Here is a 389-nt window from a genome sequence, read left to right as displayed (position 1 = left end):
GCCGCGTGCTGCATGCGCTGGATCCACACCTGGCCAGCCACCCGCTGGTGCAGGAGATCGGCGGACTGGATCCGTTCGAGGTGGGCCTGTACGGCTGCAGCGAGATGCTCAACGAAGGCTTCCGCCGGCTGGTGCAGACCGGGGTGATCAAGCGCAAGGTGCACGACGACCTGGCGCTGATGCAGCGCATCGAGAACGGCAGCACGCTGTCCATCGACCACGCCACCCTGGCCGCCGAGGGCGAGTACCTGCACGGCGCGTTCTACCTGGGCTCGCCGGAGTTCTACGAGTGGCTGCGCACGCTGCCGGAAGACGAATGCCGTGCGATCGGCATGCGCCGCATCAGCGAAATCAACCAGCTGTATGGCGGCAACGAGACGCTGGAGCGC

1 protein-coding gene is annotated in these 389 nt (G+C 66.8%); it reads left to right on the top strand.

Features of this window, described 5'->3' with window-relative positions:
- Positions 1–389: hypothetical protein (locus HV826_RS36580; RefSeq protein ID WP_217918929.1), on the top strand; the 389-nt coding region annotated here is incomplete at both ends.

Source organism: Myxococcus sp. AM010, from assembly GCF_013372585.1.
Taxonomy (GTDB): domain Bacteria; phylum Myxococcota; class Myxococcia; order Myxococcales; family Myxococcaceae; genus Myxococcus; species Myxococcus vastator.
Note: the sequence above shows the minus strand (reverse complement) of the source record. Positions and strands in the feature narration are given on the sequence as shown.